The 7506-nt window shown below is 32.1% G+C and carries 6 protein-coding genes and 1 pseudogene; all 7 read right to left on the reverse strand.

The window, feature by feature from the left end; genetic code table 11:
• Nucleotides 1-179 precede the first annotated feature (179 nt).
• Nucleotides 180-1421, reverse strand: a complete 1242-nt coding sequence (locus JG776_RS12350; RefSeq protein WP_291967976.1) for a glycosyltransferase family 4 protein — start codon at nt 1419-1421, stop codon at nt 180-182.
• 1 nt (nt 1422) lies between these two features.
• Nucleotides 1423-2361 (reverse strand): GDP-L-fucose synthase, encoded by a 939-nt coding sequence (locus tag JG776_RS12355; RefSeq protein WP_291967978.1) that lies wholly within the window; start codon nt 2359-2361, stop codon nt 1423-1425.
• Nucleotides 2358-3461 carry a glycosyltransferase gene (locus JG776_RS12360; RefSeq protein ID WP_291967980.1) on the reverse strand — a complete coding sequence of 368 codons (1104 nt, stop codon included), beginning with the start codon at nt 3459-3461 and terminating at the stop codon, nt 2358-2360. Before JG776_RS12360 ends, JG776_RS12355 begins: the two co-directional genes overlap by 4 nt.
• Entirely contained in the window at nt 3454-4491 is a 1038-nt protein-coding gene (gene gmd, locus JG776_RS12365) for a GDP-mannose 4,6-dehydratase (protein ID WP_291967987.1), read from the reverse strand. Before gmd ends, JG776_RS12360 begins: the two co-directional genes overlap by 8 nt.
• A 189-nt stretch (nt 4492-4680) precedes the next feature.
• Nucleotides 4681-5442: pseudogene (locus JG776_RS12370) on the reverse strand (NAD(P)-dependent oxidoreductase); the annotation flags it as partial.
• A 41-nt stretch (nt 5443-5483) separates the two neighbouring features.
• Complete coding sequence (locus tag JG776_RS12375) at nt 5484-6617, reverse strand: glycosyltransferase (protein WP_291967982.1); 1134 nt, start codon at nt 6615-6617, stop codon at nt 5484-5486.
• Nucleotides 6618-6727: 110 nt separating this feature from the next.
• A partial coding sequence (locus JG776_RS12380; protein ID WP_291967985.1) for an O-antigen ligase occupies nt 6728-7506 on the reverse strand: 779 nt, incomplete at its 5' end.

Here is a 7506-nt window from a genome sequence, read left to right on the forward strand (position 1 = left end):
AAATTGAGTCTTCCTCTGTACATTGTTGCCCTCACCTTTTATATATTTTATCTTTCTACTTAATGCCTATTTTAACATATTTTTTATGAAGTGACTACACTAATTCTAGAATTCATATTGTCAAATACAAAGGTATATTATCTCAAGTCTATATATTCGTGCTTGCAGTAAAAACTGCCTTATTCAATAGTAAAAAGCAAACTTCTATATTTATCTATAGACTGCCCCATTGTGAGATTTTTTTCAAGATATTGTCTGCCGTTAGCCCCAAATACCTCCATATGTTTCCTATTTTCTATACAGAATCTTATATTTTTCTCAAGGCTGTCATAATCCTGTGGTTCACTGCATACCCCGCAATTACTTTTCTGAATCAGCAACCATGCCTCACTACCTTCTTCAAGTACGCCCAATACTGCTTTACCTGCTCCCATTACGCCATATATCTTACTTGGAACCGATACTCCTTTTATTCCCTTCTGATTTGTAACAAGGTGAACATCAGCGGCATTTAATGAATAAATCAATTGTTCTTTTGGTTGATATGGAACAAATTTTACATTATTCAATTGATGCCTTCTACAATACTCAACTAATTCATCTCGCTTGGCACCTTCACCAACAAAAACGAAAACTACATCTTTGATATCTTTGAATTTTTCAATCACTTTTATAATATTCTCCAGATCGTAATAAAGACCAATATTTCCAGAATACATAATAATAAATTTATCACTTAGCCCATATTTTTGAGCAAATTCTTTAACCTGAGGATGTTCTTTACTCAAGGGGTAAACCTCTTTTTCATTAATCCAATTATTAATTACATTTACCTTACCCCTATTAATCTTAGGAAGTCTTTTATATAATGTACTTTCCATATCATGGCCCACAACTATGATTCTATCTGCTATTTTACAAGACAGATTATCCAACCATCTTGCAAATTCAATAATAAATTTATTTTTTGAATAATTAACCACTTCTATTTGCTCAGGGTTAAAATCCTGTATGTTATAAATTAATTTTGAACCTTTAAATACCTTAGCGATAACGCCAAGTGAACCTCCTAAAATAGGCGGTTGGGAAATAGTAAAAACAATATCATGCTTTTTGGTTTTTAATATTGCATGGGAGGCATTGAAAAAATAAGATAAAATATGTTTTAACCTGCTTATTTTTTTCTTTTTATCTAATCTGGTGGCATTTACTCTAACCACATCGATATTTTCAAATTTTTCATAAGTAATACTCTTTCCCTTATATTGGTTTTGTTGAAGACTTTGAGTGTATCCCGGAACAACAGAAATAACCGAAATATTAAAATCTTTTTGTAATTCTCTACACAATTCCGTCATAATTTGTCCGGTAGATGCATAATCAGGATAAAAGTAATGGACAATAAACAATACACTTTTCATCTTATCTGTTCCCCTTATACCATTCAATAGTCTTTCTTAAACCTTCTTCAAAATCCATCTTAGCTTCAAATCCAAACTTCTGCTTGGCTCTTGTAGTATCCAGCATTCTTCGAGGCTGTCCATTAGGCTTGGACGTATCCCATCTGATTTCGCCTTTAAATCCTACCAGCTTTGCAATCAATTCAACTAGGTCTTTAATCCTGACTTCCATACCTGCTCCAATGTTTACAGGCTCACTTTCATTATAGTGCTCTGTAGCTAGAAGAATTCCTTCCGCAGCATCTTCTGCATAGAGAAATTCCCTGCTGGCACTACCGTCACCCCATACCTCAATAAAATCCTCACCTTTTTCTTGCGCATCAACACATTTTTTAATAAGGGCAGGGATTACATGGGAAGTCCTTGGATCAAAGTTGTCTCTCGGACCATATAAATTAACAGGCAGTAAGTAAATTGAATTAAAGCCATACTGCTGTCTATAGGCCTGACTTTGCACAAGCATCATTTTCTTTGCCAAACCATAAGGTGCATTGGTCTCTTCCGGATAACCATTCCAGATATCTTCTTCTTTAAACGGCACTGGTGTATACTTGGGATATGCACATATTGTTCCAATTGCTACAAACTTTTCCAACCCATATTGTCTTCCCTGTTCCATTAGTTGTACACCCATCATAAGATTATCATAAAAATATTTACCGGGATTCTCTCTATTGGCTCCTATACCTCCTACAACTGCTGCAAGATGAATTACTATATCTGGGTTCCCATCTTTATACATTCTTTTGATCGCTTCTTCTTTAGTAAGATCATATTCCAAGCTTCTTGGTATAAAAATATCAGTACAACCTCTTTCTTTTAATTTTTCAATAACGTAAGAACCAAGAAAACCAGCTCCCCCGGTTACAGTTACTCTTTTATTCTTAAAAAATTCACTCATATACTCTCCCCCAATATTTCTAATACTTTATCAGCAATCGCACCGGAACAGTTCTCCTTATAAAATCTATCGATTTGTTTATAGTACCTCTTCATATCGATATACTGCTCCATGCTTTCTATATTAAAGTCCATATTTTCTAATTCACTAATTGTCTTGACTGCACATACAGGTAAACTCTTTAAAGCATCCACTGTATTCCTGTCCTCAGGCAGCATTTCCCTTTCCAGTACTATAAAAGGTACCTGCGCAAGCAGGCACTCTGCAATAGTACTCCATCCAGCCTTGGTAATTACCAAATCACAAGCAGCAATATAGTTTTGTGTCTCACAATACTCCTGCGGAATTTTTATAATATTACCTCCCTCAATGTCAGAACCGCTGGAAACAAGAAAAAATAATTTGCTATTACTGCTAAACTTTAACTTTTCTAAATATTTAAAATCTACTGACTTCCCTATTCCTATGTGAATTAAAAAAGTATTGTCGGGTAATAACGCTCTAATCCTCTTAACTTCCTCCTTATTAATTTGACGCGCATAAACTCCGAAGTCACACTGATTTTGAAATAATATTTCTGTTTCATTATGAAAAGCAAGTGAAAAAAAATAATCCATATGCTCATATGCACGTTTAAATTCACACAAAGCATCAGAAGGTATAAATTGTGAATACATGGTATACCATGTAAAATTAGATATTCCTATAGAAGGAATATCTAATCGATTTGTAATTAAAAATGCGTGGGGTGTAATATCGGATATAATTAAGTGAACAGGGTTACCTTTATAGTAATCAACCTCATCAGTAACAATACTATCCCATCTCTGAACCCACCGGGTAACTTCGGATTGCATCTCATTCACATCAGGATATAAACTTTCTGGTTTTAATATCAATCCGATATCATTTTTTACTTTCCTATATATAACCCTGCTTTCATACTCTTTAAGGGAGTTTTTTATAAAATCTAAAGGGGCAGAAGTATTTACTATTACCTCTACATCTTTATCACGCGTTAATAATTGTCTTATAATCTCTATACTCCTGGAAGCATGCCCAAATCCATGGTCAGATACATAAAATGCTGTCTTACGCATTGTTCATATCCGCTTCCACCATCATTTTTACCAGTTCTTTAAATGACACTTTTGGCTGCCATCCTAGCCTCTCTCTTGCTTTTGCAGGGTCTCCCAATAATAAATCAACTTCTGTAGGTCTAAAATATCTAGGGTCAACTTCAATCAAAATTTTACCGGTTTTGGCATCTATCCCTTTCTCTTCTATCCCTTCACCCTGCCAAACAAGTCCATAGCCTGCATATTCAAAAGCTAATTCACAAAACTCCCTAACTGTATGGGTTTCTCCGGTAGCAATAACATAATCATCCGGTTCCGGCTGCTGCAGCATCATCCACATTGCCTCTACATAGTCTCCTGCAAATCCCCAGTCTCTTTTTGCGTCAAGATTACCAAGATAAAGCCTGTCCTGCTTTCCTTTATAAATATTGGCTACTGCTCTTGTTATTTTTCTGGTAACAAAGGTCTCTCCCCTTCTAGGGGATTCATGATTAAATAAGATACCATTGCAGGCAAACAAATTATAGGCTTCCCTATAGTTTACAGTAACCCAATATGCATATAATTTGGCCGCTGCATAAGGGCTTCTGGGATAAAAAGGAGTAGTTTCTTTCTGAGGAATTTCCTGTACTTTGCCATATAGTTCACTGGTTGAAGCCTGATAAAACTTAGTCTTTACTTGGGTATCTTTTATTGCATCCAACAACCTGAGAGTACCAATTCCAACAACATCTGCAGTATATTCTGGCACTTCAAAAGATACTTTAACATGGCTTTGAGCTGCCAGATTGTAAATCTCATCTGGTTGAATCTTTTCAATTAATCTGCTTAGATTGCTTGAATCAGTCAAATCACCATAGTGTAAAAACATTTTTATATTGTTGGTATGCGGGTCTTTATATAGATGATCAATTCTATCAGTATTAAATGAACTGCTTCTTCTGATAATACCATGAACTTCATAGCCTTTTGAGAGTAAAAGTTCTGTTAAATATGAACCATCTTGACCTGTTATTCCTGTTAGCCATTTAACAGTTTCTTCAACACCCATTTTTAAATCATATGGCAATTCTCCACATATATGATATAGATTGCTTAAATTAAATGTAGTTTCAGCAAGAATGTTTTTGAATCTAAAGCTACTGTATGGAAAATTATTGACACCTAATAACTTAAAGAAATCTCCAACTTTTCCTAAACTTTTTAATAAAAAAATCGGAACTTCTATTGGTCGTCTAACTCCCATTTCTTTGCTAATAAGGTCTGCCCAATGTTTAATTTCAATAGGCTCATAATCACCTAAATATATAATTTTTTTATCTACTAAAGTATCACAGGAAAACATTATCTTGTCTAATTGGTAAACCGTATTACCAACAAATCCATACGTTTTTCTTGCATTAATTCCTTTTGGATGAACATATAACCCTTTATTTACTTTATCAAAAAAGTTTCTATAAGGTTCATTAAACCACGGCCCCCATATTGAAGTAGGTCTTACAATTACCCAAGAAAAATTTATTTCTTTATCATTGACTATAAGTTTTTCCCCTTCCACCTTACTACTTCCATACATAGTATCAGGGCAATAGTCTATATCATTGTTAGGAACATAGCCATTCCTACAAACAAGTTTTGACGATGCAAAAATAACTCTCTTTAGATTAGGTATTTTCTTACACGCACTAATTAGATTCTTTACTCCATCAATATTAGTTTTATAGTCTTCAATTCTATAACCATTTAGATCAGTTCTAGCAGCCATGTGAAATATAACATTAGGCTTAAAATCAACTAATGTTTTATATAATATATCATAATTATTAATATCAATATTTTCCCAAAAACTAATGTGATTTTTATTAGGGGGTTCTTTAATATCTATATTTAAAACATTATATCCTTTCCTCACATAATATTCAACCAAGTTTGTTCCGATAAATCCTGACCCACCAGTTATAACTATATTATTACATTTTATATTTTCTCCTACTGGATACATAATTCTACCTCCAAATTATACATATGGATTTTAACAAACTCTCATCCTATATTGCTATTTAAAACATGCTCATAAGCTTTTAGAGTAATTTCAGCAGCCTTTTCCCATGTATATTTCTCTCTAATTTGATTTTTTAGTGAAAAATAACCTTTTCTATGGTTATATGCTTGTATTACACTGTTTCTAATAGAATTTAAATCGTCAGGTCTACAATACCAACAATAGTCTCCATAATATTCCTTGGTATATCCCTTTTCTGTTATCACAACATTACAATCCATCATACCAGCCTCTAGCCCAACCAATCCTGTTGTCTCAAACCAGCTAGCTAAAACACAAACTTTTGCATTCTTATAAGCTGAAAAAAGCATCTCTCTGGACAATTTGCCAACGTAGTGCAATTTAGGACTCTTATTGACAAGGCTTATAAAATCATTATAATATTTTCTATGTTTTTCATTTATACCACCAGCAAATACTATATCTAAACCCGTATCAGATAATGCCTTAATGACATTAATTTGATTCTTTAGTGGTTCTATTCTACCTGGACAAATTATGAAATTATTTATATGCCGTTTATTATTCCATAAATCAGTACTTACTTGAAGGATTTCATCATTAACCTCAACTCCATTTGGTACTATATAATAATTATTTAACTGTAAATTAAATTCTTTATTAATAGTTTTCATTTCCATCTCAGAGTTTGGTAATAACATACTTGCATTTGTTAAAACCTCTAATTGTTCATTGACAAACCCATATTTGAGTTGTGTAAAAAACGGAACTATACTTTGCTTACTTTGGAGTGTATATGCTATAGACTTTATATTCTGCAATGTATTCTCATTTTTAAAAACCTTACTTATAATTCCCGGTAGTCCATACAAACCATTTTGTTCATAATATGAGATATTATTTTTACTTTGGTAAATAGTTGACAGCACATATGGCTTGTTAATTTGCATACATCTTTTTGCATGCAGATATGTTTCTTGTATTCTTGTAATATTAAATAAATGAACAATATCATAATTATTAAGGTTAGCATTAAAAGAAGTACTAACATCCACTTCTACCCCAAGTTTTGTTAATTTTTCTTTAGTTTTTTCTAATTGAGTAGTATCGCCTCCACCATACCTTACTGAATACGCATCAGGTCTTATTTGCATTAAAACTCTCATGATATACTACCAACTTTCTCTTGTTTTAGTTTTTAATTAAATGCATATTTTTCATTTATGCATATATAGCATCTATAATATTTCTGACTTTATATAAATTAATTCTTATATTGAATTTTTTCATGATGAATACTATAGCAGAAAATTACTATTATTAGTGCTAAAATAGACTCTATCTGATAAGTAGAACTAAAAGAAGAAACACTTCCAATAATCCCTAATAAAATTGTACGATTTCGATAGTTTTTAATCCGTTTAACACAGATAAATATATAGCTTAAAGTTACAAGAAATAATATTACGCCTAATTCATATAAAAATTCTATATATCCATTATGCGCAAAACCTTCTACCCCCTTTTCATACCACAAATCTTTAGTCCAACTAAATGAAATATGTCCTAATCCATGTCCAAATAAAAAAGTCTTCGCATTATCAAAAGTTTTTGCTAGATAGTATACTGCGGAGTTTGTTCGTCCTAAAGAACTTAAATCATTAAAAATATAAATGTTAGCAATATACATAAGTAATAAGTTAAAGAATGGAATCATTAATACAAATACGGAAATAAAGCTATATAATGCTTCCGAAAGTCCTAATTTCTTTAATATTTTAAATATTATATATACTCCTATACAATAAATAAATATTCCCCACCCTGTTCTTGCAAATGTTAGAATTAAATTAATAAATGCAAAACAAAAGTACACTTTTTTATTTCTTATATCTTTATCTAAAATTAGAAACATTAATAAAAGTACAAGAAAAGTAGAGTATACAGAAGGCTCAAAAAACAAAGTATATATCCTAGGTAAATCTACCCATCCTCCATAATATGAATATATTCCCTTAGGCTTTCCAAATGATGGATTATTAT

The sequence above is a fragment of the Caloramator sp. genome, assembly GCF_020054765.1.
GTDB classification, from domain to species: Bacteria; Bacillota; Clostridia; order Clostridiales; family Caloramatoraceae; genus Thermobrachium; species Thermobrachium proteoclasticum.

Bases quoted from the DNA above. Each gene is read 5' to 3' on its own strand.
- JG776_RS12350 (WP_291967976.1), bottom strand. From the start codon at position 1,421: ATGAAAAGTGTATTGTTTATTGTCCATTACTTTTATCCTGATTATGCA.
- JG776_RS12355 (WP_291967978.1), bottom strand. From the start codon at position 2,361: ATGAGTGAATTTTTTAAGAATAAAAGAGTAACTGTAACCGGGGGAGCT.
- JG776_RS12360 (WP_291967980.1), bottom strand. From the start codon at position 3,461: ATGCGTAAGACAGCATTTTATGTATCTGACCATGGATTTGGGCATGCT.
- gmd (WP_291967987.1), bottom strand. From the start codon at position 4,491: ATGGGTGTTGAAGAAACTGTTAAATGGCTAACAGGAATAACAGGTCAA.
- JG776_RS12375 (WP_291967982.1), bottom strand. From the start codon at position 6,617: ATGCAAATAAGACCTGATGCGTATTCAGTAAGGTATGGTGGAGGCGAT.